Annotated in this window: 19 protein-coding genes; 10 read left to right on the forward strand and 9 right to left on the reverse strand. The window is 36.7% G+C overall.

Features of this window, described 5'->3' with window-relative positions:
• Positions 1 to 60: 60 nt before the first annotated feature.
• The 3 genes from ACIEHO_RS06750 to ACIEHO_RS06760 are packed head-to-tail and all read left to right on the forward strand — an operon-like array spanning position 61 to position 8,349.
• A complete protein-coding gene (locus ACIEHO_RS06750; protein ID WP_406969974.1) occupies positions 61 to 6,351 on the forward strand; it encodes an alpha-2-macroglobulin family protein in 6,291 nt (2,096 codons plus the stop codon).
• Positions 6,299 to 6,934, forward strand: coding sequence for a hypothetical protein (locus tag ACIEHO_RS06755; protein ID WP_406969976.1), 636 nt, complete (start codon positions 6,299 to 6,301; stop codon positions 6,932 to 6,934). The genes ACIEHO_RS06750 and ACIEHO_RS06755 overlap by 53 nt, the downstream gene beginning before the upstream one ends.
• Positions 6,934 to 8,349 (forward strand): T9SS type A sorting domain-containing protein, encoded by a 1,416-nt coding sequence (locus ACIEHO_RS06760; protein WP_406969978.1) that lies wholly within the window; start codon positions 6,934 to 6,936, stop codon positions 8,347 to 8,349. Before ACIEHO_RS06755 ends, ACIEHO_RS06760 begins: the two co-directional genes overlap by 1 nt.
• Here ACIEHO_RS06760 and ACIEHO_RS06765 read toward each other — a convergent pair whose 3' ends face one another.
• The 3 genes from ACIEHO_RS06765 to ACIEHO_RS06775 all read right to left on the reverse strand — a co-directional run bounded on the left by ACIEHO_RS06765 (position 8,350) and on the right by ACIEHO_RS06775 (position 11,115).
• Complete coding sequence (locus ACIEHO_RS06765; protein ID WP_406969980.1) at positions 8,350 to 9,072, reverse strand: SDR family oxidoreductase; 723 nt, start codon at positions 9,070 to 9,072, stop codon at positions 8,350 to 8,352. It lies immediately after the preceding gene.
• Between the two features lie 84 nt (positions 9,073 to 9,156).
• Complete coding sequence (locus ACIEHO_RS06770) at positions 9,157 to 9,678, reverse strand: DUF4136 domain-containing protein (protein ID WP_406969982.1); 522 nt, start codon at positions 9,676 to 9,678, stop codon at positions 9,157 to 9,159.
• Positions 9,679 to 9,831: 153 nt separating this feature from the next.
• The gene (locus ACIEHO_RS06775; RefSeq protein WP_406969984.1) at positions 9,832 to 11,115 is read right to left on the reverse strand and encodes a replication-associated recombination protein A; all 1,284 of its coding nucleotides are present in this window, start codon (positions 11,113 to 11,115) and stop codon (positions 9,832 to 9,834) included.
• 212 nt (positions 11,116 to 11,327) lie between these two features.
• On the opposite strand from ACIEHO_RS06775, the gene ACIEHO_RS06780 reads away from it, so the two are divergent.
• Positions 11,328 to 12,050, forward strand: a complete 723-nt coding sequence (locus ACIEHO_RS06780; protein ID WP_406969986.1) for a rhomboid family intramembrane serine protease — start codon at positions 11,328 to 11,330, stop codon at positions 12,048 to 12,050.
• Here the strand turns inward: ACIEHO_RS06780 and rlmB are convergent.
• The 6 genes from rlmB to ACIEHO_RS06810 all read right to left on the reverse strand — a co-directional run bounded on the left by rlmB (position 12,047) and on the right by ACIEHO_RS06810 (position 21,316).
• Positions 12,047 to 12,781, reverse strand: coding sequence for a 23S rRNA (guanosine(2251)-2'-O)-methyltransferase RlmB (rlmB, locus tag ACIEHO_RS06785; RefSeq protein WP_406969988.1), 735 nt, complete (start codon positions 12,779 to 12,781; stop codon positions 12,047 to 12,049). The genes ACIEHO_RS06780 and rlmB overlap by 4 nt on opposite strands.
• Positions 12,782 to 12,865: 84 nt before the next feature.
• Positions 12,866 to 13,750, reverse strand: a complete 885-nt coding sequence (locus ACIEHO_RS06790; protein ID WP_406969990.1) for a hypothetical protein — start codon at positions 13,748 to 13,750, stop codon at positions 12,866 to 12,868.
• Between the two features lie 23 nt (positions 13,751 to 13,773).
• On the reverse strand, positions 13,774 to 14,574 hold the full coding sequence (locus tag ACIEHO_RS06795) for a hypothetical protein (RefSeq protein ID WP_406969992.1): 801 nt from the start codon (positions 14,572 to 14,574) through the stop codon (positions 13,774 to 13,776).
• 67 nt (positions 14,575 to 14,641) lie between these two features.
• Positions 14,642 to 16,180 carry a SusD/RagB family nutrient-binding outer membrane lipoprotein gene (locus tag ACIEHO_RS06800; RefSeq protein WP_406969994.1) on the reverse strand — a complete coding sequence of 513 codons (1,539 nt, stop codon included), beginning with the start codon at positions 16,178 to 16,180 and terminating at the stop codon, positions 14,642 to 14,644.
• A gap of 11 nt (positions 16,181 to 16,191) precedes the next feature.
• Positions 16,192 to 19,350 (reverse strand): SusC/RagA family TonB-linked outer membrane protein, encoded by a 3,159-nt coding sequence (locus ACIEHO_RS06805; protein WP_406969996.1) that lies wholly within the window; start codon positions 19,348 to 19,350, stop codon positions 16,192 to 16,194.
• Positions 19,351 to 19,624: 274 nt separating this feature from the next.
• Complete coding sequence (locus ACIEHO_RS06810; protein ID WP_406969998.1) at positions 19,625 to 21,316, reverse strand: POTRA domain-containing protein; 1,692 nt, start codon at positions 21,314 to 21,316, stop codon at positions 19,625 to 19,627.
• A 177-nt stretch (positions 21,317 to 21,493) separates the two neighbouring features.
• Between ACIEHO_RS06810 and rpsL the strand changes: the two genes are divergently transcribed.
• The 6 genes from rpsL (at position 21,494) to rplD (ending at position 26,275) form a co-directional block, all read left to right on the forward strand.
• The gene (gene rpsL / locus ACIEHO_RS06815) at positions 21,494 to 21,868 is read left to right on the forward strand and encodes a 30S ribosomal protein S12 (RefSeq protein WP_053975748.1); all 375 of its coding nucleotides are present in this window, start codon (positions 21,494 to 21,496) and stop codon (positions 21,866 to 21,868) included.
• A gap of 21 nt (positions 21,869 to 21,889) precedes the next feature.
• Positions 21,890 to 22,366, forward strand: coding sequence for a 30S ribosomal protein S7 (gene rpsG / locus ACIEHO_RS06820; protein ID WP_406970001.1), 477 nt, complete (start codon positions 21,890 to 21,892; stop codon positions 22,364 to 22,366).
• Positions 22,367 to 22,372: 6 nt separating this feature from the next.
• Complete coding sequence (gene fusA, locus ACIEHO_RS06825; RefSeq protein WP_406970003.1) at positions 22,373 to 24,499, forward strand: elongation factor G; 2,127 nt, start codon at positions 22,373 to 22,375, stop codon at positions 24,497 to 24,499.
• A gap of 11 nt (positions 24,500 to 24,510) precedes the next feature.
• Positions 24,511 to 24,816, forward strand: coding sequence for a 30S ribosomal protein S10 (rpsJ, locus tag ACIEHO_RS06830; RefSeq protein WP_076698044.1), 306 nt, complete (start codon positions 24,511 to 24,513; stop codon positions 24,814 to 24,816).
• Positions 24,817 to 25,028: 212 nt separating this feature from the next.
• Positions 25,029 to 25,646, forward strand: coding sequence for a 50S ribosomal protein L3 (gene rplC, locus ACIEHO_RS06835; protein WP_406970005.1), 618 nt, complete (start codon positions 25,029 to 25,031; stop codon positions 25,644 to 25,646).
• Entirely contained in the window at positions 25,646 to 26,275 is a 630-nt protein-coding gene (gene rplD / locus ACIEHO_RS06840) for a 50S ribosomal protein L4 (RefSeq protein ID WP_406970007.1), read from the forward strand. The genes rplC and rplD overlap by 1 nt, the downstream gene beginning before the upstream one ends.
• The last annotated feature ends 6 nt before the right edge of the window (positions 26,276 to 26,281 follow it).

The following is a 26,281-nucleotide window of genomic DNA, read 5'->3' on the forward strand; positions in this document are numbered from 1 at the left end:
AGGCCCATTTAACATGATTTTATAAATTCAAAATGGTCATTATCGGTAAAACATATATAAATGAAACGTATTCTACCCATTTTTATGATTCTACTTTTTTCTAACTTTTTAGGAGCCCAAAGCAATGATTTTAATTATTTATGGTCTGAAGTTGAAAAACTTGAAGCTGAGGGATTGCCGAAATCGGCCTTAAAAATAGTTGAGGATATCGAGCAACAAGCCCTTAAAAATAACAACAATATTCAGTTAATTAAAACCATGCTTTTTAAGAGCAAATTTGCCTTGGTTTTGGAGGAAGATGCACAACTGAACATTGTTGACGATTTTAGGAAACAAATTGAAAAAGGCACCTTCCCTACAAAAAATATTCTGGAGAACATGCTCGCCCATATGTTTTGGCAGTATTTTAAACAGAATAGATGGCAGTTTTATAACCGCACCAAAACTTCTGAAAAAGTTGATGAAACTGACTTCCGTACATGGGATTTGGAAACCCTATTTGATGAGGTGCATGTACATTTTCAAAATTCGTTGGAGAATGGATTGATGCTTCAACAGGAAAAATTGAATCAATACAGTGTTTTGTTACAAGAAGTGAAAGGCTCTAAAAAGTTCAGGCCAACTCTTTATGATTTTTTGAGCCACCAAGCTTTAAGTTTTTATAAAACCAATGAAACGCACATAACCAAACCAGCTTATAAATTTGAAATCGACAATTCTGAATTTTTGGCTGATGCCAAAACGTTTTCAGAACTGAGAATAGCTTCAAAAGATTCAACCTCTTTACAGCTTAATGCGCTAAAAATATATCAGGATTTAATTCAGTTTCATTTAAAAGATAAATCGGCATATGCATTGGCCGATGTTGATATCGAACGTTTAAAGTTTGTAAATGAATATGGTATATTCAATAATCAAGAAGCTATTCTTTTAGGGGCTTTACAAGCTCAAAGTGAACAATTAAGCGGTCATGAAACTTCGGGGTTATATGACTTTGAAAAGGCTTCGGTTTATTTTCAGAAAAGTCAAAAATACCAACCAAAAAAGAGTAAAGAATACCGTTGGAAGGCTAAGGAAGCTCTAGAAATTTGTAATACCGTTATATCAAAATTTTCTAAAAGTACAGCGGCCGAAAAGTGCCAAACCTTAAAGTCCCAAATTGAATTCCCCTCACTCCAAATTACTGCCGAAGAATTTTTGCCCATTCAAACCAACTCGAGACTATTGGTGCGCTATAAAAATTTGAATGAACTTCAATTCAAAATATTGAAACTTTCAGAAAAGGAATTTGAAAAATTCAGTAAAATATACCGCAAGAATGAACAATTGGAGTTTTTGAACAAATTAGATGTCACTGAAACTTGGAAGAGCACACTTAAAAACGAAAGCGATTACCAAATACATAGTACCGAAATTTTAGTACCAAAACTAAATAATGGTCGCTATGTGGTTTGGGCGAAGGTTGAGAACGATGACGATATGTTTGGTTATGCACATATTCAGGTTACAAATTTGGCATTGGTTGAAACCGAAACGCCGCAAAATAAAATATTCCAAATTATTGATAGAACTAACGGTGCGCCTATTGCCAATGCTAAGGTTGAACTTAGTTTTTTCAAAAACAATAATAGGGCTACCAAAACAACCACTTACAATACCAACGATTTAGGGCAGATTGAAATTGAGAAAACCCAAGCCCGTTATAGTAATGTTTTTGCAAAGATTAAGTATCAAAATGATACTGCTTATTTTGGTCATTATTATATAAGTCAGTATTACGATAGAAACGAAGAAGAGGACACTTATAAGGCCTTTGTTTTTACCGATAGAAGTATTTATAGACCTGGACAAACCGTTTATTTCAAGGCCATAGCCATGAAAACCAAAGGTAATAAATCGGAGGTGGTAGCTAACGAACCTGTTTATGCTGTGCTTTATAATGTTAATGATGATGAAGTTGCTGAGTTGGAGCTAAAAACAAATGCATTCGGTTCCGTTTCAGGTGAGTTTATTTTGCCCAATAACGGTTTAAACGGTGAATACCATATTGAGTTTGATGGCGATGAAGAAGATTTTTACTTAGAACATTATTTCTCGGTGGAAGAATATAAACGACCAAAATTCCAAACGACATTTGAGCGTGTTACCGAAACCTATAAAATCAACGATTCCATTACCGTGAAAGGGCATGCCTTGGCCTACGCCGGAAGTAATATAACCGATGCCAAAGTGGTTTATCGCGTTCACCGAAAAGTGCAATATCCGCGTTGGTATTTTTGGTATCACCCTTGGTTTAATAGTGAGCCACAGGAAATTACCCACGGTGAAAGTACAACCAATGAAAAAGGCGAATTTGAAATCACCTTTAAGGCTCTTCCAGACCAAAGTGTGGAAAAAAGTAGTTTCCCGATTTTCAATTATGAAATTATGGCCGATGTTACCGATCTTAACGGTGAAACCCGAAGTGCAACAACTATAGTCAACGTGGGTTATCATGCTTTGGTTGCCCAAATGGACGTTCCAAATATGCTGGATAAAACCAGTAAAGACCATAAAGTTTCAATTGAAACCAAAAACCTAAATGGCGAATTTGTTCCCGCGAAAGGCACTATAGAAGTCTATAAACTGAAAGCTCCAAATGCGGTTTTGCGTCCACGTCCTTGGCCAGCACCAGATTATCAGGACATCCCTAAAGAAGATTTTAATAATCTATTTCCGTACGAAGCATATGCCAACGAACATCTGCCCGATAATTGGGAAAAAGGTGAGTTGGTGCTTACAAAATCATTCGATACAAAAGTTTCAAAACAAGTTGAGCTCGGTAAAATTAAAAAATGGCCTTTGGGGCAATACCTCATAGTTTTAAAAAGTAAAGATCGCTTTGAGCAAACCGTAACAGACCAAGCAAAAACAAGTGTGTTTAGCGAAAACGAAAAAACTTTGACCGATAAACAATTGTTTAGCATTAGCAGCGATAAGGACGCTTACGGTATTGGAGATGAGGCGCGAGTAACCATGGCTTCGGCTGCAGAAAATGTATCGGTTACCGTTTCAGTTGAAAAGGGTAACAATATTATTCAAACAGAAGTCATAGCGCTTAGTTCAAATAATAAGAGCATTAATATCCCTGTGAATGCCGACGACTTAGGTGGTTTTGTGCTGCATTACAGTTTTGCGGCGTTTAATAGTTTTCATTCTGGAACTTTGCATATTTCGGTGCCGTACCCTAAAACCGATTTAGAAATTGAAACCTTAACGTTTAGAGATAAACTACAACCTGGCACAGATGAAACCTGGCAATTTAAAATTAAAGGTCCGCAAGGTGAAAAAGTAAGTACCGAATTATTGGCAAGTATGTATGATGCTTCTTTAGATCAATTTAAACCACATTCTTGGAGTTTTTCGCCATTGTATAAACCAACCTATAATTCACGCAGTTACAGCCAATCCAACAGAAGTTTTGGAACTCATAATTTTAGGGTTTACAACAGCAAAATAAGTATCAGGTATCCAGAACAAGATTATGACCAATGGAATTGGTTTGGGTTTAGTTTTAATTTCAATAAATGGTATTATGACAACTATGTAAGGACATTAAGACTGAAAACGGTATCAAGATATGATGACTCGATTAAAACAGGTTTTGTTTCTGGTATTGTTATAGACGAACAGGGAAATCCTCTTCCCGGAGTTAACGTGCTTGTTAAAGGAACTGCTCGAGGAACAACAACTGATTTTGACGGTAAGTTTAGTATAAAAGTCTCCAAAAAAGAGACTTTAGTTCTTAGTTTTCTTGGCTTCGTAAATAGATCTATAAGTGTTGGTGAGGATAATTTTTTAAAATTATCAATGGCAGAAGATAGTGCTCAGTTAGATGAAGTGGTTGTTGCTGGATATGGAAATCAAAAAAGAACTTTGAGTGCGTCAGTATCTAGCGTACAAGCAGTTCCTATACAAGAAGAAATTGATATGGAATCGAAAGATATTGAACTTGAAGAAAAACCAAACTTCGATAACATTCAAATTAGAAAAAACCTTCAGGAAACCGCTTTTTTCTTTCCAAAGTTACAAACAGATTCAGAAGGTAATGTAAGTTTTAGTTTTACAACGCCAGAAGCCTTAACCCAATGGAAATTGCAATTATTGGCACAGACGAAAAATTTAGAAAGTGCGACTAAAACCTTAACTACGGTAACCCAAAAAGAACTGATGGTGATACCAAATGCGCCCCGTTTTTTACGCGAAGGCGATAAAATTACTATCAGTACAAAAATCGCAAACTTAACCGATAGGCAACTGTCTGGTCAAGCCAAACTCATTTTAACCGATGCTATTTCAGGAGTAGATATTACCGACAAAATTATTAAGTCGAGCGAAGTCGAGGCGTTTGTGGTTAACAAGGAAGGGAACACCCAAGTATCTTGGACATTAAATATTCCTTTTGATGTCGACGCTGTTCAATACAAAATAGTAGCTAAAGCAGAAGATTTTAGTGATGGTGAACAAAGTGCGCTCCCCGTTTTAAGTAACCGCATGTTGGTTACCGAAACATTGCCCATGTGGGTAAAGAGTAACGAAACCAGAACGTTCACTTTAGATAAATTGAAAACAAACACTTCATCAACGCTGAAAAACCATAAATTAACTTTAGAAATGACCTCCAACCCGGCATGGTATGCGGTTCAGGCACTGCCATACTTAATGGAGTATCCATATCAATGCAACGAGCAAACGTTTTCGAGGTATTATGCCAATGCCTTGGCCAGCCATATTGTAACTTCTAAACAAAGAGTTCAAGAGGTTTTTAATCAATGGGCGTCTCAAGACGCTTTAATTTCCAATCTTGAAAAGAACGAAGAGCTAAAATCTATTCTAATTCAAGAAACGCCATGGCTACGTGATGCGCAGAGTGAAACAGAACAGAAAAAACGTATCGCCCTGCTTTTTGATTTAAACAAAATGAACAACGAATTGCAGTTGGCTTTACGTAAATTAAAAAATAATCAAATGTCATCAGGTGCTTGGCCGTGGTTTAATGGCGGCTATGAAAATCGATACATTACTCAACATATTATTACAGGTTTTGGGCATCTGTCAAAACTTAAGGTCATTCAGAATAATAGTGAAGAAGCTATGCTTAAAAAGGCCATTAGATATTTAGATGGTGAATTTATTAAAGAATACAAGGACATCAGGAAATATGATAAAGATGTCGAGTTAAACAAGGACCATTTAAGTTACACGCAATTACATTATTTGTATATGCGAAGCTTTTTTCCTGATATAAAAAAATCAAAAGAAGTTGAGGACATTGTGAGCTATTACCAAACCCAAATCCAAAAGTATTGGTTAAGTCGTCCGCTTTACGCCAAAGGCTTAATGGCTCTAATATCGCATCGAAATAACGATAAAAAAGCAGCTTCAAAAATATTGAAATCCTTAAAGGAAACGAGCATCTTTTCAGAAGAGTTGGGTATGTACTGGAAAACAAACACCAACTCATGGTTTTGGTACCAATCACCTATTGAAACCCAAGCCTTGCTTATTGAAGTATTTTCGGAAATGGAAAATGATATTGAAACCATCGACAACCTAAAAATCTGGTTGCTTAAAAACAAGCAAACCAACCGTTGGAAAACCACCAAAGCAACAACCAATGCTGCTTATGCACTATTGCTAAAGGGCAGTGATTGGCTGAGTGTTTCCGATATGGTTGATGTGGTTTTGGGTAATCAAAAAATAGAACCCTCTAAATTAGAGGATGTAAAAGTTGAATCTGGAACGGGCTATTTTAAAACCTTCTGGAATTCTTCTGAAATTAAACCAGAAATGGCAGAAGTTACTATTTCTAAAAAAGGAAAAGGCATTGCTTGGGGCGGATTGTATTGGCAGTATTTTGAAGATTTAGACAAGATAACTTCGGCTGAAACACCACTTAAACTTGAGAAAAAATTATTCCTAAGGTCGAATACCGATACTGGTGAGGAGATTTCAGAAATTACCGAAAACACCAATCTGAAAGTAGGCGATTTGGTTCGTGTTCGTATTGAATTACAAAGCGATAGAAGCATGGAGTTCCTTCATATGAAAGACATGCGCGCTGCTGGATTGGAACCAGTAAATGTCTTGAGTGAATACAAATGGCAGGATGGCTTGGGCTATTATGAAAGCACAAAGGATGCCAGTACAAATTTCTTTTTTGATTACCTACCAAAAGGTGTGTATATATTTGAATACGATTTGAGAGTTAATAATGCAGGTGAAATGAGTAACGGCATAACCACTATACAAAGTATGTATGCGCCAGAGTTTAGTAACCATAGCGAAGGCAACAGAATTTCGATTAAATAAGGTGCTTTACAGAACGGGTTCTTATTTGTATGTTGCATTTTATAAATCTTTATATTTGCAAGCACCGCCCTATTTCAGTTTCATGGAAAAAAATGCACATATAAAATCTAAATTTCCACTAATACTTTTAATAGTTTTGGGTGTCATATCCTGTGGAGGTCAAAAACGAATTTCGAATACCGAGACAGCAATCGAAACAGCTCCTAAAATACTCTTCATAAATTATAAGGTTGAAAAAACTGCTGATAATACTGTAAGTGTCAAACTTATTAATAACAAAGTTGTTGATGGTAAATTAAAAGCAAAAAACACTTCTGAGCAGGGGGAAGTGGGCGATTTAATTTGCCTGCAAATAGATGAAAATAACACTATTTTGCAAACCCAAATTATAAAACATCCATTTATAAAAGTGATAGAATATGTTGATGAAACCAATTCATTTCAAAAAAAACGATTAGATTTAGACAGCATGCAACTTTCGTTAAGGCTTCAGCTAAAGAAAAATACTAAATATATTATTATTGAAAATTTCAATATTGAAAAGAACAACACAAAGCCTTTAATAAAAACAAAAGTAAATTAATGAAACAGCCAATTTTTTACATGTTATTTTTGTTTTTTATTGTGCGGGTTTCATCTCAAGTTTTTGAGGTTCAGGCTTTAAAAACTGCAGGTGATATCGATAAAAGAATCAATCTCGTTATTTTAAGTGAAGGTTACCAAGAAACTGAATTTGATAAGTTCGAAACCGATGCTACGAACTTTATGAATGCTATGTTTTCACAATCACCCTTCGCTGAATATGCCGATTATTTTAACGTTTATATTATAAAAGTACCATCAAACGAGAGTGGGGCAGATCACCCTGGTACGGCAACCGATGTTACAGAACCACAATCACCTGTAACCGATGTAGATACTTATTTTAATTCAACTTTTGATGCTTTTGGATATCATAGATACCTTTATTATGGCATCGACTATGCAGATGCAGCTAGCGCAGAATTAAAAATACGCTCCGTTTTAGCGGATAATTTTCCAACGTATGATCAAACATTAATATTGGTTAATTCGTCTCATTATGGAGGTACAGGTGGGGAATTCCCAATAGCATCAATCCACATGAGTTCCAGTGAAATTGCCATACATGAATTAGGACATTCTTTGTTTAATTTAAAGGATGAGTATCTCGTCCCCGATGTATATTATGCTGAAGCTATTAATATGACCCAGGAAACTGATCCGAGTTTAGTAAAATGGACGAACTGGGTAGGAGTTAATGAGGTTGGTGTCTATCCATATGGAAGTTCTGGAACTGCAGCAACTTGGAATAGACCCCATCAAAACTGCAAGATGCGTTATTTAGGGTATTCGTTTTGCAGCGTTTGTCAAGAAGGTATGATAGAAAGAATCCATAATTTGCTATCACCTATAGATTCTTATATGCCAGTTTCAAATACGGTTGATAACCCAAGTTTACCTATTGATTTTCAACTGAACTTGATAGCGCCTATTCCCAATACATTAGAACGTGTTTGGACGTTAAATGCTGTGAATTTCGCTAATAATGTTGATAGTATTTCACTTGAAGAAATTGATTTGTTAGAAGGAGAGAATACATTAACGGCAGTCGTTCATGATGCTACAGGCTTTTTAAAAATAGATAACCATGAAACCTCTCACATTTATACCGTAAGTTGGACAATTAACTATTCTTCATTAGGTATTGGTAATATAAAAAGTAGGATGAATAACTATGTTATTTCCATGTATCCAAATCCAACCAACAATACGATAAACTTAAAATTTGAAAGTGATGACGTAGCTATCGTCAATGTCGAGATCGTAGGGTTAGATGGCAGAAAAGTAAAGTCGATGAAATTATCAAACTTTAAAAACCAACAAATAGATATTAGCGCTTTTAGTCAAGGCATATATTTGACTAATTTTTATTCAAATAAAACATTATTGGCCACCAAAAAGTTAGTGAAAAACTAACTATTTTTTAGGAGGCCTGGTTGGGCGTACTTCTATTTTACTTGGTAAGGTTCGCGGATTCATTTTTAGTAAATCTACCGTTAGTTCACCTATGTCTTCAATTTGGATTTTCCAATCGTCGTTTTCACTGGGCGTTCGATTATTAAAATAAGTGGATACCGAACCAGGCATAATGGTACTTACTTTTACCCCATGGTGACGTAAATCTAACATAACGGCTTGAGTGAATCCGGTAAGGCCAAATTTACTAGCATTATATGCCGATCCATTGGCAAAAAAGTTGGTGCCTGCTAAACTTGAAATCGTAATAAAGTATCCTTTCGATTTTTTAAGTGCTTCAACGCTCGATTTAATGGTGTAAAATACCCCGGTTAAGTTTGTGTCTATAGTGTCGTGCCACTGTTCAATTGTTAAATCTTCTATACTTCCAAAATGCCCTAAACCGGCATTGGCTACTACAACGTCCAATTGTTTAAAGTGTTCTAAAACTTTTTGAACCGCATTTTGTTGACTCTCAAAATCCCGAACATCAGCTTTAATTCCAATAGCTTCGGCTTGGTTGGCATTGGTGTTTAAAATATCAGCTGCTTCTTGGGCAGCAGATTCACTTCGGCTGGTTATGGCTACATTAACACCTTCTGCCAATAAAGCTTGTGCAATACCAAAACCTATGCCTTTTGATCCTCCAGTTATTAATGCTACTTTATGTTTTAAATCGTTCATAGTTTTATCGTTTTGTGTAAAACTACAAAATGAAATAGCGACTAAAGAATTTTAGATGTTAGGATAATTATAAAATATACTGAGTTATTGTTTTGGGGGATATTCAGATAACATTTTTTCGGCAACGGCATTGAAGGTTTCTTCACGTCTTTCGGGTGAAGATTTTATGTCAAAGTCGAATTCACTAACAGCTTGCCAAAAGAGCTGTTTTTTATTTTCATCAACAAAATCGATAGTTAGTTGTTTGTTCACGTTGGATTGCGCGACAGGAATACCTATTGAAATGCCTCCGCCAACATTTCGGCCGCTACCACCCAAACCAAAACCAACAGTACTGCGTTGTGGGTCTTGGTATTCGGCGCTTTTGATGTCGATGAAAAAGTCTGGGGTTTCTGAAAGAGTAAAACCTTTTGTTGCCATTTGGAAATCGATGGCATCTAGGAGGCGTTTATTATCTAATTCACTTAAACCTGTTTCCATATTACCATAATATTGGTAGGTTTTATAGTTATTGAAAGTGGTTTGTTTATCGTAGTCGTAATTTACGCGAATTGGGGCACAGGAAATAATCAGTATAGCTATAATGGCGATTTTTAGAAATTTCATGAGGCTGATTTTAAGTAAGTTTAATCAAAAATTATTCCAATGTAGGTTTGTAATCTCGGTTTGCGCTAGGGATTGTAATGGAAAGCCCACAGCGAGGCACGAGCGCGGACTTGAAATGAAAAGCCCGACCCTTGTGGTAGCGCCCAAAATTAATTAATAGTTGTATTTGTCTTTCCATCGTTGTTTCAAAAACTCGCGGTGTGCATTTTCTCTGGGGTTGTTTCCAGGTTCGTAAAGTTTTGTGTTTTTTATACTATCGGGCATAAATTCTTGATTGGCAAAATTGTTTTCGTAGTTGTGGGCGTATTTGTAATTGTCGCCATAGCCCAATTCTTTCATAAGTTTGGTTGGCGCATTACGGATTTCTAGAGGAACGCTTAAATCGCCCGTTTCTTTTACCAATTGTTGTGCACTGCCAATGGCTTTGTAAGACGCATTGCTTTTGGGCGAACAGGCCAAATATGTGGCGCATTGGCTGAGTATAATTCTAGATTCGGGATAGCCAATGGTGCTAACGGCCTGGAAGGTGTTGTTGGCAATGACCAAGGCTGTTGGGTTGGCGTTGCCAATATCTTCGCTGGCCGATATGAGTAAGCGACGGGCAATAAACTTTACATCTTCGCCACCTTCAATCATTCGTGCTAACCAATAAACAGCGGCATTAGGGTCGCTACCACGAATGGATTTTATAAAGACAGAAATAATATCGTAATGCTGTTCACCGGTTTTATCATAGCGTACCGTATTATTTTGAACACGTTTCAGAACGGCTTCATCGGTAATAATAATCTTTTTAGATTCAAAAGAATTAACAATTAATTCAAAAATGTTGAGCAATTTTCGGGCATCGCCCCCCGATAGTTTTAAAAGTGCTCCGGTTTCTTTTAGGGTGATGTTTTTTTTCGATATCAGTTCGTCTTTTTCTAAGGCACGGTTTAGCAGAGTTTCTAGATCGGTTTTATCAAAAGCATTTAAAATATAAACTTGGCAACGTGAAAGTAGTGCCGAAATTACCTCAAAGCTGGGGTTTTCGGTAGTAGCACCAATTAGTGTAATCCAGCCCTTTTCAACAGCTTGAAGCAATGAATCTTGTTGCGATTTACTAAACCTATGAATTTCGTCAATGAACAAGATAGGGTTTTTGGTGGTGAACAATCCGCCACTTTTTTTTGCTTTTTCAATGACTTCACGAACATCTTTCACTCCAGAATTTATGGCACTTAGGGTGTAAAAAGGGCGCTCAGATTCGGTGGCTATAATATTGGCCAATGTGGTTTTTCCCGTTCCGGGCGGTCCCCAAAAAATCATTGACGGTATTAAACCCTGCTTAATGTGCTGTGATAGCGAGCCTCCTTTACCTACCAATTGTGATTGGCTTACATAGTCGTCCAAAGTTTTGGGGCGTAATCGTTCTGCTAAGGGTTCGTTTAGGTTCATAGATGTAAAATTAAAACAATTCCTTTGTAAAAAGGAATCTTATTTTACACTAATTTCTTCTGATACACAAAATCTCGAATTTTCAATAAGTGATAATACCTGCCAATTTAGCATCAACTATAAAGTTGGATTACTATTTGCTATCTTTATTTCAATGAAAGCCATTGTTAGTCATTAAATTGAAAACTTAATGCTGGCTCGTATTAAAAAGCATGGAAAACCAAAAACATTTTAAATTTTCAACTGGGGTAGTGGCATACCCTGTATTTTTTGTGCTCATTATTTGGTTGGTATTTTGGTTTGAGGTGCGTTTTGGTTACAATTTTAGTAAATATGGCGTTTATCCGCAAACCTTAAAGGGGTTGAGAGGTGTTCTGCTAAGTCCGTTTATTCATGGGGATATAAAACATATTTACCATAACACTATTCCGTTGTTTGTATTGTCGGTTGCACTGTTTTATTTCTATCGCCCCATAGCTTGGAAGATTTTATTCTACGGTATTCTGTTGTCGGGCTTTTTAACTTGGTGCATTGGGCGCCCGTCATATCACATTGGTGCTAGTGGACTAATTTATGTTTTGGTAAGTTTCACCTTTTTTAAAGGTGTCTTTGCTAAACACTTTCGACTTATAGCTTTGTCACTATTAGTGGTTTTTCTATACGGAAGTATGATTTGGTACACACTTCCTGTCGAGAAAGGTATTTCGTGGGAAGGCCACATGGGAGGATTGTTAACGGGGTTGTTGTTTGCTATAATATTTAAAAAGCAAATTGCTAAGCCCAAAAAATTTGCATGGGAAGAGGAAACTTACAACGAAGACGACGATCCTTTTTTAAAGCATTTTGATGAAAACGGAAACTTTATAGAATCCAAAGAAGATGAAGAAGAACAGCTTCAAATAAAATACACTTTTAAAGAAAAAGACAAAGATTAACGACGCTGCCTAACCACTTCATATAAAAAAGCACCACAAGCCACCGATACATTTAAGGATTCAATATCTCCCAATAATGGTAGTTTGGCTTTGGCGTCGACCACTTTTAAAGTGGATGGATTAATACCTCGACCTTCTGACCCCATAATGATAGCACACGGTTCAGTAAATGAAACATCGTAAAGGGTATCGTTAGTTTTTTCGGTGGCTGCTATAACTTTGATTCCCGATGCTTGCATGTAGAAAACGGCGTCTTTAATATGGTCAACCTTGCAAATAGGAACATTAAAAACAGCACCAGCACTCGTTTTGATGGTATCGCCATTTATTGGGGCAGCGCCTTTTTTCTGGATTATGATACCATCAACTCCAGTACATTCTGCAGTACGAATGATAGCCCCAAAATTCCGCACATCACTCAATTGATCAAGTAATAAAAATAACGGTGTTTTACCTGATTCTGTAACTTGTAAAATAAGTTCTTCCATATCGTGGAAGGCAATGGGCGATATTTGCGCTACGGCTCCTTGGTGGTTGCCTTTTGTTAGTTTGTTGAGCTTTTCAACCGGAACATAGGATTTATTTACGCCGTTTTTACGAATTAAGGACTCTAGTTCGCTAAATAACTCATTTTTTAAACCTTTTTGAAGAAAGACTTTATCTATGGTTTCTCCAGCTGTAATAGCTTCAATGATTGCCCTTGTTCCGAATATTTGTGTTTGGTTTTCCATTGGGGTAAAGGTATAAAAAAACCGCTCTAGAACAGAACGGTTTTTTTATTGTTTAAAAGTAAACTTACTTAAAAAATCCTTTGCTTAATTTTGGAAAACTACAGATCCAGAGTCTGAGTCTGTTACCGTATAATTACTTCCAGAAATTGTTAATACATATTTTATTAAATAAGCATCAGGGTTCTCTTCAACGGCTCCACCGTCCTCGGTGTTCCAAGTGCTGGATAAGTCAATCACTTCAAGAGATACGCCTGGTTTCCCAAGAGTAACCATAGCAGGAATATTTAGTCTGCTAGCTGGAGGCACTCCGCTTGCCTCCCAAAAGCTAGGTACTAGCCAATAGTCACCATCTGGCAAATCACCAGGTGATAATCTAATTTCTTCTGGACAACTACTATAGCTTGCAGCTAAAATTTCTTCCAAATCGGGTGAGTAGATTTCTAAATCAAGATCATAATCACAAAAATGGTGCTCGTCACCATCAGCATCCAAATAAGTGTCGTCCCAATCCATTCTGAAAATAAAGTCATCAGAGGTTGAGTTTTCAATAGAAAATGATATCGTTGGAGTTCCCACAACCTCATATAAATCAGGTACGGCCGATGGACTAATTTCTAAATCGACAGATTCAGACCCTTCTACTATTATATCGTCAAAAATGTTAACTTCCATAGTAGCAGAAGTTTGATAAGCTGGTACTACAGCAGAGCCCACAGAAAAGTCGTCATCGGAAGCTGAACCGCCTACTTTTGTAGCGATAAACGTTGTTGTTGTTTTTATCGGTTTATCCATGTTAATGGTAATATTAACAGTAGGTGAATCACTTTCACTTATACTAGAAGAAGATATGGTTGCCGAAACAACAGGTTTGGCACTTTCGTCAATTACTGGGTCAACATCATAATTGTCACAACCATAAGCAGCACCAATAAGTAAAACAAAAAGTAATATGTTTTTAATTTTTTTCATTTTGTTAATTTTTAAAGTTAAACTTATTGTCTCGTGTAAGTTGAAGTCCATGTGCCAGCCCAATTGCCTGTAAATGTTTGTCTATGTTGCATGGTAAGTATACCATTTTCAGCATCCCATGTTCCGCCAGTAATCGTTCCGAGATCCAAGAAGCCATATTCCAAATTATCGGTCGGTATGATTTCTCCGCATAACTCTACTATAGTTGCAAAATTGTCTAAGCCAAGGTTACCTGTGCAACTGTGACCTAAGAAGCCTCCATCACCGATTGCAAGAAACCAAGAACCATCTGCATTTTTAGTGATGGTTGTTGTTGTACCAGTGCTACCAGCATCACATCCATCATTTGTTACTATATAGGTACCTGATAAATCAGCAAAACACTGATAAATAATGGTTAAAGTAGTAGATTTTCCACTCGAAATAACATTTGTACCATTAGCGTCTGTAAATTCAAACGTTAATTCTGGAGCAACAGCTAAAGGAGGATCAATGCCGTCAGTTATAATACTTACTGGTATAGTTCCAATATAATTATTGGATTTACTTAAAGTAACTGAAGTCGAATTAAGTGTGTAATGAACACCTTCAATGGCGGTGGTATTACTTTCATCTACTGCAATAGTAAGAGTTACGTCTTCATTAAAATCAACGACGGTAGGCCCTTGAAGTTCTATATTTACATTAGCTGTAACGATGTTGCCATCCGCAACTGCACTTACTGTTTGGTTTAAATTGGAAAAACTAGTAAAGTTAGGTCCATCGTTAAACGTGTCTGCTAGATTTGAATCATCGAGCAAACATGAAGTAACTGTTAACCCCATAACAATAAGTAATGAAATGGATTTTATTATATTTTTCATGTTTATTTATATTTTAAATTATTGTTAATTACTGCATCCAAAATGTATGCCTGTCAAATGCGGCACCAGAAGTTTGTGAAGGCACATTGTCTGGGTTTGTAGCCGTTTCGGATTCCGGATACAATAAATTTGACGGGAAAGTTGCATTTCTTGCACCTTGAGGTATCGGTATATTAGCAGGTAGGTTGGTCCTAACCCTATCCATCCATACTTCAAAACCAGAAATGAACCCTAAGGCCACCCATTTTTGAGTAATGATCGCTTTAAGTTCTTCACCAGCACCTACCGCTATGTCCCAATTAACTGAACTGTTAAATCCGCCAGATTCGTAGGCGGCAGCTGCAGCTTCATTAGCTGTGGCTGCAGCAGACTCATCTTCTAAGCCTGAAACATTTAACTCATTAAATGAAGCGGCAATTGCCGCTTTGTAAAGCGCGCCAGCATCTCCAGAAATGAAACCTCTATGAGCGGCTTCGGCCTGTAAGAACAACGATTCAGAACCAGCCATAACAAATAGTCGTTGGTCACTTCCTTTTAAAAGACCTGGACCCAATTGTGAGGTAGCGGTTGTTCTATAATCATTAGTATAAACGTTTTGTGGTACACCGCGAAACTCACCATCACTTTCAGCTGGTTCAAAAAGTCTTGATAGTCTGTCATCACTGTTATCCTTTAAAAAATCTACAAAAAATTCATTGCCACGAGTAGCTTCATTGTTTCTTGCAGGAGCACCACCACCTGGAATTAAACCAAATACCGTGTAGAAAGGATTTTGTTTTTCATTATTATCTGAATAACCAGGATCAATGGACGCCGTGCCAACTAAGAATCCAATACCGTTATTCTCTATCTCGCTATACTTTGCCGATAAATTTTCACCAGTATTTACTTGGCGTAACAGCATCCTTAATTTTAAGGTATTGGCAAATTGTTTCCAGCGCACCATATTACCAATAAACATGGCATCATTGGTTACTGGGTCTAGAGTACCAGAAGGGGCATTATCAATCATGTTTATGGCAACGTTTAGCTCATCATAAATGGCGTCGTAAACGGCTTTATCATCATCATAACTAGGCTCTGTAAGATTACCTCTTCCAAAGGCTTCGGTATATGGTATATCACCGTAAGTATCAACGAGCATTGCAAAATGAAAGGATTTCATGATTTTTGCAATGGCTTTATAATAGTCCCACGTCTCGCCTTCAAAATTTTCAATTATATCATAGTTCATTAAGGTGAGTGTATATGTATTGTTCCATATTCTCTGATAGGTTGTGTTGATAATTAGATATTGTTGTTCAGGTTCGTACCAAACTCGGTCACCTGAATCTGAAATTACACCTGCATGAATACCTCCAATTAAGTTGAAAGAATCTCCAGACGCATTAAGTATATCGGCATTCCATAGCATATCAGCAGAATTTTTTAGAGCTGCCGGTAATAATAAGTCTGGAGTAGCAGAAGATGGACTTGCTGAACTTTGATTTACATCTAAGTAACTCTCACTACACGATACGGAAAGCATCAATATCGATAGCAGAATAAGATTTTTTATATTTTTCATTTTCAATTTTTTTAAAATTTAACATTTAACTTAAATCCGTAGGTTCCAGTTGGAGGACCTTGCGCTGAAGATCCAATACCAGTAATACCATTTGTAACAGTGGAGTTATTGGTAGCTCCAATTCCAATATTTTGGCCAGCTCCGGAATTAATTGAAAATTCTGGGTCTGTATAAATATTTTCGGCTGCTCTCCACATAATCAAGTTATTTGCCACAAACCCGACTGTAATGGCCTCGAAAGGTGTTTGCGATAATAACTTTTCAGGTAAAGTATAGTCAAGTGCTATTTCTCTAATTTTAATGGCTGTTGCATCAACAACGTAATTTTCTTTTATTTCGTTATAAGATGTTTGCCAAAAGTTTCTTGTACCATCCGTTGTTGGTCTGTCTGTATTTTCAACATATACCGGGTTTTCATCAGTTCCTGTATTGTAAACAGAATTAGGGAATATAAACGGTTGTCTGTTGGTCGAAACACTGTTTTTGGTTAAGCCTGCAAATTCCAAAGCTTCAACTAAAGTACTGTAAAATACATGCCCAGTTTTATAATCTGCGACAGCCCTTAATGAAAGCCCTTTATAGGCTAACTTCGTAGTTACACCTGCAATAATATCGGGTACTGTGCTACCTAGATTCACCAATTCTGAACTTGGTGCAGGGTTACCATTGTCTTCAACAATAATTCTTCCTTGTGGGTCTCTATTATAACCAGGAGCGAATAATGATGGGTATGGGTCACCAACCTTCGCAAAAATGGTGGCGGTGTTTTGGAAACCTGTACCTACCTGTAACCTCTCAGGACCACCTAAGTCAACAACCTCTGATTCGTTTTTGGTAAATGTGAATCCGACATCCCATTTGAAATTTTCCGTTTGAATTGGAACGACGTTTAAATCTATTTCAATCCCTTTGTTAGTTATTTCTCCAAGGTTGGTAAGATATGAGCTTGCTCCAGAAGCACGAGAAACACCTACTGAGTTAATTTGATCAGTAGAGGATACATCGTAATAATTGGCATCAAGTGTAATTCTGCTCTTAAAGAATTCTGCTCTAAAACCAGCTTCTATTGATGCTGGGAATTCCGGGCTCAAATTAGGGTCAACAGCAGCTGTAGTTGCTCTCAATCCCGCATTGTCCAGAGGGAACCCAGTTGGTACAAGGAAGTTCTCATTGGACTGGCCAATACCAGCATCATTACCTACTAAAGCATAACTGGCATTTAACTTAAAGAAATTAAGAACATCTCCTTTAAGTCCTTCTATAGCATCGGTAGCAATAAAAGAAATACCGGCACTGTAATAATCATAAGTATTATTTTGCACTGGAAGTGTAGATGAGGTATCCTGTCTCCATGCCCCTGTTAGGAATAAATAATCTCTAAAACCAAAAGTAACATCCCCTAGATAAGAGTATAACCTCTTTCTTGCATTTGTTTGTGGAGAAGCAAAGTTAGTTGAGTTGAACCCTAGTTCTCCTGTCCTAACTCCTACATTAAATATTTCACTAGTAAACAAATTGTTTCCAACAATATTTATTTGATTGCTTCTAAATTCTTCTAAATGCGTTCCAACAATGACCCTTAAACTAAAGTCATCTGATAGTTGCCCTTCTATATTAACCAATAAATCTGAGTTTAACCTAAAGTTGCTTCCCATACCACTTAAAACGGCATTAACTTCATCGCTTGGTCTTGTATAGGATGTTGGTTGATATGCATATGCTTCCTGAATGTTTTTGGTTTCTCTATTAAACCATGTTCCACCTATATTATAGGTAGCCGATACCCAATCGTTAAACGTGTATTTTAAATTTGCTATCGCTTGGATACGATTTGTATAATTGATATCTCTATTTTGATCTACAATTTGATATGGATTCTTAAAGTATGCATTGAAATAAGTTTCTGGAGTTGCATACAGCTCATTTCTCCAGTCTTTATAATCACTTAACCTATAGTGGGCAGGTGTGTTTAATAAGATTCTATAAAAGCTCCCGTCAGTAGGACTAGGACCAGCAACATTTGCTTTATCCTGGAATAAAGAAACTGAAGCACCAGTTTCTAATTTACCATATTTTCGAGTAGCGTTAAACCTGAAATTGTCTCTCCAATATTTATCTCCTGGTGTAATACCGGTTTTATCTACACGTTGAGCAGAAAAGAAATATGTTGAGTTTTCATCTCCACCACTTAAAGAAATACCATTTTGGGTAGTAATACCTGTATCAAAAAAGCTCTCTCTTCCTTTTCTAACTGGCGCATATGGCAACATTTGAAAAGTGCCATCTGCCAAAACCGGTCCAACCTGTCTTAAAGTCCCGTCATACCTTGGTCCCCAACTTTCATTTTCATCGGGCGTATAGTTGAATGCGTTACTAGAACCACTACCATATTGACTTTGTGTTTCAGGGAAAAATTTGAGAATTTCAAAGGTAACTGCAGAATTAACGGTAACACTTAATTTTCCATTGTTTTTACCTCTTTTGGTCGTAATAATTAATGCGCCATTCGCACCTTGTGACCCATATAAGGTTACAGAAGAAGCTCCTTTAAGGATATTTACAGATTCAATATCGTTAGGGTTAATGTCTCCCAATGCAGTATCTGCCTGAGGAATACCATCGATAACAATTAAGGCATCGTTATTTCCAGATAAAGATGAATTTGCTCTAAGCCTAACAGTAGAATTTGGTTTTACACCGTTATCACTAAAGTTAATATTCAAACCAGAAGATTTACCAACCAATGCGGATACAGGATCTACTGGTGCGGCTTGAACCAAAACATCTTGCTCGATTACAGTTGTAGCATAAGCTAACTCCTTAGGTTTACGTTTAATACCTAAGGCAGTAACAATTACTTCCTCCAAAGCCTCAGCACTTTCGCTAAGTGTTACATTAATGGTGTTAGAAACACCAATAACAACTTCTTGGGAAGTATATCCAACAAAACTAAAAACCAGAGTTGCCCCCTGACTAGCTGTGATTGAATAATTACCATCGAAATCTGAAGATGTACCTGTTGCAGTACCTTTAATTAAGACAGTTGCTCCAGGCAGGGGTAGGCCAGAGCCGTCCGAAACTGTACCTGAAATTGTCTTTTCCTGTGCAAAAGTTAATTGCACAACAAACGCTAGTAATAGCGTTAGAATTCCACTAAACTTTGTTTTCATTTTATAATTATTTGAATTAGTCAATGTCAAAAGTCATAAAATAAAGTTAATAAAACAATAATTTGCCGTTAAAATTTTGATTTCGGGCTGAATAACATTGTGGTTTTTGCATTAAAAAACAGAAATGAGGTAATAAAATTTAATAATTTTTAATGTTTACTATGAATTCTATTGTTGGAAATCATTTAGTTATGCACGCATAGTTGTTTTTTGTGGTGTGATTCCCATCTTTAATTGTTTGCTCGACTTTTTTTGTTTTGGCGAATGAATAACTTTAAAAATTTGCAGTTAAACTAAGATGGACTTTTGAATTTGATAGTTTAAAATTAGAATCTTCAGTTTTGCCATTGGCGTAATTTAGTTTGAAGAGGCCTGCATTTGTAAGGATGCCAAAACCAAAGCCGTAGCCAAAAAGTTTTTGCTGGGTATCTGTTATTTTGTTTTCAAAGTAGCCAGCGTCAAAAATGCTATGTATATATATGGAGTTGCTTAGCTGGAATCTGTATTCTGAATTGATAAAGCTGAAAAGTGAAGCAAATAGGCTGTTTTCTTCAAAACCTCTAATGGAATTTATGCCGCCAAACCGAAAAAGTTCGTTTTCATAATAAGAGTCGCTAATCAAGTAAGAGCCTTTCGTTCTTAAATAAATGGCGTTTTTGTTGTTCAGGTTGAATATATTGAAAGCGTCTAAGTTTAGTTGCACTTGTTTTTCAGTGCCAAAGTCCGTTTTTCTTTTGCCAATTCCTGTTTCTATGAAAAATTTCGATTTTATTGGGAAAAGTAAATGGTAGGGTTGTGTATTGGTGTATAAATGTCCAATATTAAAAAGGTTAGTGTTGTAATCTTGTATTGTGGAAGATGTTGTTGAGCGTAAATAATTTGATTCTGTTGATGTAATGCCTCCATAAACTTTATGCTTGGCGTTTATCTGGTAATGCAATTTGGCCATTTGGTTTGTAGTGGTAAACGAGGAGTCTTTCTTGAATATCCTTAGAGCCACATCTACGCCTATGGGAGATTTAAACAGATAGGGTAAAGTAGCATGGGCTTCAAACGTTTTTTGGTCGTTCTCGTCACTTTTGTAAAGTAGTTGAAGCGATTCCCCAAAATGTAGGTTGTTGGTTAGGTTCAAATTCAGGTAACCGTCAAACTCAAGTTTATTGGTGTCTTCATTGGTGCCAAAACCCAAAAATCCATCAAAAGCATTACTCGTGGTTTTTTCAATGTATAGATATAAAACGGTAGAGTCTTTTGAAAATAACACTTCGGGAGGTTTAAGCTGTTTAGCAAAATTAAGATTAGCGAGCTGCTCAGTTTTGTTTTTGACGGTTGCTAAATCAAAAACTTGTAAAGGCTTAATTTTTAAGAAATGTTTTAGATATGCCTTAGGAAACTTTTCGTAGCCTTTTATAACAATGTCGTTAATTATTCTTTTTTTCTGGCTGATGATAACTTCGAGCTCGGCGTCGAGAGAAGTGTCGCTTTTAATTTTTATGTTCGAAAGCTGAAGTTTTGAAAAAGGAAAACCTTGGCCTGATATTTTGGAATTTAAATAGTTTAGTGCATTTTCTACTTCTTGGAAATTCAGTTTAAAATAGTCTTTTGTTACCTCGTTGGAAACGTTTTTTAATTCTGAAATGTCGATGTCATCTTCTTTGTAATATACATAAATGGTGTTGAATTTATGATTCAGCTTAAACTGGGCTAAAAAAGAAGAGTCGTTTATTTTGGTAATGTGCTTTGTTTGGCATTCAATATAACCTAGTTTGTAAAGTTTGTTTTGTATGGAGTCTACTTCTGTTTTTATTGAGGTGTAGTCGTTGTGCATTTTTATGTAACGTAATGAATCAATCGTGCGGCTTTCAACTTCGGTTTCGCCTTTGATTTTTAGGGTAAGGTTTTGACAAAATCCTTCCGAAGAAAAAAGCACATATATAATAAGGAGTAAATATGTTGTTTTTTGCACGTTACGATGGGCTGTTTTTTTCTGTAAATCTAACGGAAAATATAAGCTAATAATATGGTTGAGGTTAATATTTTTAAATTCGACTGAAAATTAATGAATTAGGATTTGAATAATTCATTTTAATTTCTACCTTTGCAGCCCTCTTAAAAGAGGATAATAAAAATTATATTAAAATTTATGCCAACAATTTCGCAATTAGTAAGAAAAGGAAGAGCCAAAATTACCAAGAAGAGTAAATCGGCTGCTTTGGATTCTTGTCCGCAAAGACGTGGTGTATGTACTCGTGTTTACACAACAACTCCTAAAAAACCTAACTCAGCAATGCGTAAGGTAGCAAGGGTTCGTTTAACAAACGGAAACGAGGTTAATGCATACATTGGCGGTGAAGGACATAATCTTCAAGAGCACTCGATAGTATTGGTAAGAGGTGGAAGGGTAAAAGATTTACCAGGTGTTAGATATCACATTGTGCGTGGCGCGCTTGATACCGCAGGTGTTAACGGCCGTACGCAACGTCGATCTAAGTATGGTGCAAAACGCCCTAAAAAGTAATTAAAACTTTAAGAAGAAGACATGAGAAAAAGAGCAGCAAAAAAGAGACCGCTTTTACCGGATCCACGTTTTAACGACCAGTTAGTAACTCGTTTCGTTAATATGATGATGTGGGACGGAAAGAAGTCTGTGGCTTTTAAAGTATTCTACGATGCTATTGATATTGTAGATTCAAAAAAAACTGACGAAGAAAAAACAGCTTTGGAAACCTGGAAAGATGCGTTATCAAACGTAATGCCTCACGTAGAAGTACGTAGTCGTCGTGTTGGTGGTGCAACATTCCAAATCCCGATGCAAATTCGTCCAGACAGAAAAGTTTCAACAGCCATGAAATGGTTGATTAGTTACTCAAGAAAACGTAACGAAAAATCTATGGCGTTACGATTAGCTTCAGAGATTTTAGCAGCAGCTAAAGAAGAAGGAGCAGCGGTTAAGAAAAGAGTAGATACTCATAAAATGGCAGAGGCTAACAAGGCATTCTCTCACTTTAGATTTTAATAAGAAATGGCAAGAGATTTAGAATATACAAGAAATATTGGTATTGCCGCTCATATTGATGCTGGTAAAACTACTACAACAGAGCGTATACTTTATTACACTGGTGTAAGTCATAAAATAGGTGAGGTGCATGATGGTGCAGCTACGATGGACTGGATGGAGCAAGAGCAAGAACGTGGTATTACCATTACTTCGGCTGCTACAACGTGTACTTGGCAGTTTCCATTGGAGAATGCGCAACCAACTCCTGAAACAAAAGGTTACCACTTTAATATTATTGATACTCCTGGACACGTTGACTTTACTGTAGAGGTAAACCGTTCGTTACGTGTGTTGGATGGTTTGGTTTTCTTATTTAGTGCAGTTGATGGTGTTGAGCCGCAATCTGAAACTAACTGGAGACTTGCAGATAACTACAAAGTGCCACGTATCGGTTTTGTTAATAAAATGGATCGCCAGGGGTCAAACTTCTTAGGGGTTTGCCAACAGGTGAAAGATATGTTGAAATCTAACGCAGTGCCAATTGTATTGAACATTGGTGACGAGATAGATTTCAAGGGTATAGTAGATTTAGTTAAGAATAGAGCTATTGTCTGGCATGACGAAACTCAAGGGGCAACTTTTGATGTTATCGAAATTCCTGATGAATTAAAAGAAGAGGCACGTAAGTATAGAGCTTTGCTTATTGAAGAAGTAGCAACTTACGACGAGAACCTATTGGAAAAATTCATGGAAGATGAAGATTCTATTACAGAAGAAGAAGTGCATGCTGCACTTAGAGCTGCTGTGATGGATATGGCCATTATTCCAATGATATGTGGTTCTTCGTTCAAAAATAAAGGGGTACAGTTCTTATTAGATGCCGTATGCCGTTATTTGCCTTCACCTATGGATAGAGATAGTGTTATTGGTACAAATCCAGATACTGGTGCTGAAGAGAAACGTAAACCATCTGTGAAAGAACCGTTTTCTGCATTGGCATTTAAAATTGCTACCGATCCATTTGTAGGTCGTTTGGCTTTCTTCCGTGCTTATTCAGGACGTTTGGATGCGGGTTCTTATATCTTGAACAACCGTTCAGGTAAAAAAGAGCGTATTTCGCGTATATACCAAATGCACTCAAACAAACAAAACGCTATCGATTTTATTGAAGCTGGGGATATTGGTGCGGCAGTAGGGTTTAAAGACATTAAGACTGGTGATACCATGTCTGATGAAAAACATCCTATTGTTTTGGAATCAATGGATTTCCCAGATCCAGTAATTGGTATCGCTGTTGAGCCTAAAACAAAGGCCGATGTGGATAAGTTAGGTATGGCTTTGGCTAAATTAGCTGAAGAAGACCCAACATTTACAGCAAGAACAGATGAAGCTTCAGGGCAGACTATTATTTCTGGAATGGGTGAGCTTCACTTGGATATTATCGTTGATCGTCTTAAGCGTGAGTTTAAGGTAGAGGTAGACCAAGGTCAGCCACAGGTAGAGTACAAAGAAGCGATTACACAACGTGCACAGCACAGAGAAGTTTACAAAAAACAATCTGGTGGACGTGGTAAATTTGCTGATATTGTATTTACGCTAGAGCCAGCCGAAGAAGGAAAAGTAGGTTTGGAATTTGTTTCTGAAATTAAAGGTGGTAACGTTCCTAAGGAATTTATTCCTTCAATTGAAAAAGGATTCAAAATGGCTATGGTTAATGGTCCATTGGCAGGCTATGAAGTTGATGCTATGAAAGTAACCTTAACAGATGGATCTTACCATGATGTGGATTCGGATCAGTTGTCTTTCGAATTGGCTGCAAAACTTGGATTTAAAAATTCAGCAAAAGCTGCAAAAGCAGTAATTATGGAGCCCATTATGAAACTTGAGGTAATTACTCCTGAAGAAAACATGGGTGACATTGTAGGTGATTTAAATAGACGTCGCGGACAAGTAAGTGATATGGGCGATAGAGCAGGAGCAAAAACTGTAAAAGCTACCGTGCCATTATCAGAAATGTTCGGTTATGTAACTACATTAAGAACATTATCGTCTGGTCGTGCAACGTCAACAATGGAATTTTCACATTATGCTGAAACGCCTTCAAATATATCTGAAGAAGTGATTAAAACAGCTAAAGGTGTTGAAGCTTAAAATCTAAGAAAATGAGTCAAAAAATCAGAATAAAATTAAAGTCTTACGACCACAATTTGGTAGACAAATCTGCCGATAAAATCGTAAAAACAGTAAAAAGTACTGGAGCGGTTGTAACAGGGCCAATTCCATTACCAACGCATAAGAAAATCTTTACTGTTTTACGTTCACCACACGTAAACAAGAAATCAAGAGAGCAATTCCAATTATCTTCTTATAAAAGATTAATGGATATTTACTCTTCTTCATCAAAAACTATTGATGCTTTGATGAAGCTTGAATTACCAAGTGGAGTAGAAGTAGAGATTAAAGTTTAGTTAGGGTTTGGCTTTTAATTTTGAAAGTCTTAGCCGAACGAACACTGAGCGGGGTCGAAGTGTCTCTTTAAAAGAATACTCGATTTCTGTTGAAGTTTAAAATGTCCCACCGATGCGGTCGCGGGAAAAGCGGAAAAATACATTTCAGGGACGAAAGGTATTTTGTCCCTGAGTTTTTTTAAATAAGTAATTAATAAATTAATAATTAAATTATGTCTGGGTTAATTGGAAAAAAAATCGGTATGACCAGCATCTTTGATGAAAGCGGGAAGAACATTCCTTGTACAGTAATCGAAGCTGGACCATGTATCGTTACCCAAGTCAGAACCGAAGAAGTTGATGGCTACGAAGCTGTACAACTTGGTTTCGATGACGCGACAGAAAAAAGCGCTACTAAAGCAGACCTTGGTCATGCTAAAAAAGCGGGTACTTCTGTAAAGCGTAAAATCGTTGAATTCAAAGGTTTTGATGAGGAGTACAAATTAGGTGATTCAATCACTGTAGATCACTTCAACGAAGGAGAATTTGTTGATGTTTCTGGAATTTCAAAAGGAAAAGGATTTCAAGGTGTTGTAAAACGTCATGGATTTGGAGGTGTAGGTCAAGCTACTCATGGTCAGCACAACCGTTTAAGAGCTCCTGGTTCTATCGGTGCTGCATCATATCCTGCTAGAGTGTTCAAAGGCATGAAAATGGCCGGAAGAATGGGCGGAGAGAAAGTGAAAGTTGAAAATTTAAGAGTTTTAAAAGTAGTTGCTGAAAAGAACCTACTTGTTGTTAAAGGTTGTGTACCTGGACACAAAAACTCTTATGTAATTATTAGAAAGTAATGAAAGTAGCAGTTTTAGATATAAACGGAAAAGACACGGGTAGAAAGGCAGACCTTTCTAAAGATGTGTTTGCTATTGAGCCTAATAATCACGCGGTATATTTGGATGTTAAACAATATTTAGCAAACCAACGCCAAGGTACTCACAAATCGAAAGAAAGAGCTGAGATTGCTGGAAGTACGCGTAAGATTAAAAAGCAAAAAGGAACTGGTACCGCAAGAGCAGGTAGTATAAAGTCTGGTGTGTTTAAAGGTGGTGGTCGTATGTTTGGTCCAAGACCAAGAAATTACAGCTTTAAACTTAATAAAAACGTTAAGCGTTTAGCACGTAAATCGGCCTTAAGTATCAAAGCAGGAGAAAAATCAATTACAGTTTTAGAAGACTTTAATTTTGAGTCTCCAAAAACAAAAAACTTCACTGCAGTATTGAAAGCCTTAGAGTTAGAGAACAAAAAGTCTTTGTTTGTGTTGGGTGGGTCAAATAATAATGTATATTTGTCGTCGCGCAATTTAAAAGGCTCAGAAGTTATAATAGCTTCAGAGTTAAGTACATACAAGATTATGAATGCTAATCAAGTGGTTTTTTTAGAAGGTGCCTTAGAAGGAATTGAAACAAACTTAAGTAAATAAGAAACA

This window comes from Flavisericum labens, from assembly GCF_045446075.1.
Taxonomy (GTDB): Bacteria; Bacteroidota; Bacteroidia; order Flavobacteriales; family Flavobacteriaceae; genus Flavisericum; species Flavisericum labens.